This window comes from Chromohalobacter sp. HP20-39 (assembly GCF_033052815.1).
In the GTDB taxonomy this organism is placed as follows: domain Bacteria; phylum Pseudomonadota; class Gammaproteobacteria; order Pseudomonadales; family Halomonadaceae; genus Chromohalobacter.
Map to the genome: position 1 here is coordinate 1 of NZ_JAWHTP010000649.1, position 274 is coordinate 274.

Annotated in this window: 1 protein-coding gene; it reads right to left on the reverse strand. The window is 69.0% G+C overall.

The window, feature by feature from the left end:
• Window positions 1–274: hypothetical protein (locus RVY79_RS19545; RefSeq protein ID WP_411161758.1), on the reverse strand; the 274-nt coding region annotated here is incomplete at both ends.

Below are 274 nucleotides of genomic sequence, written 5' to 3' on the forward strand. Positions count from 1 at the left end.
GCTCGCGCAGCATTCGCAACTCGGCCTGGGCACCGGCCTCAAGACCGACGACCTCGGTTAGTTTCTCGCGGGTGCGCTCATGCGCGGCCTGCGCTTCAGCCAGTTGGGCACGCACCTGGTGCTCGCGCGATTCGGCGTTGGCCAAGCGCTCGTTGGCCTGGATTCGGGCGATGTCAGCAGCTTCACGCTGCGCATCGGCGACGGCGGCTGTGCGATCGGCAGCGACCCGGGCGGCCTGTTCCGCCGCCAGTTGGGCGCGCAGTTCGCTCAGTTC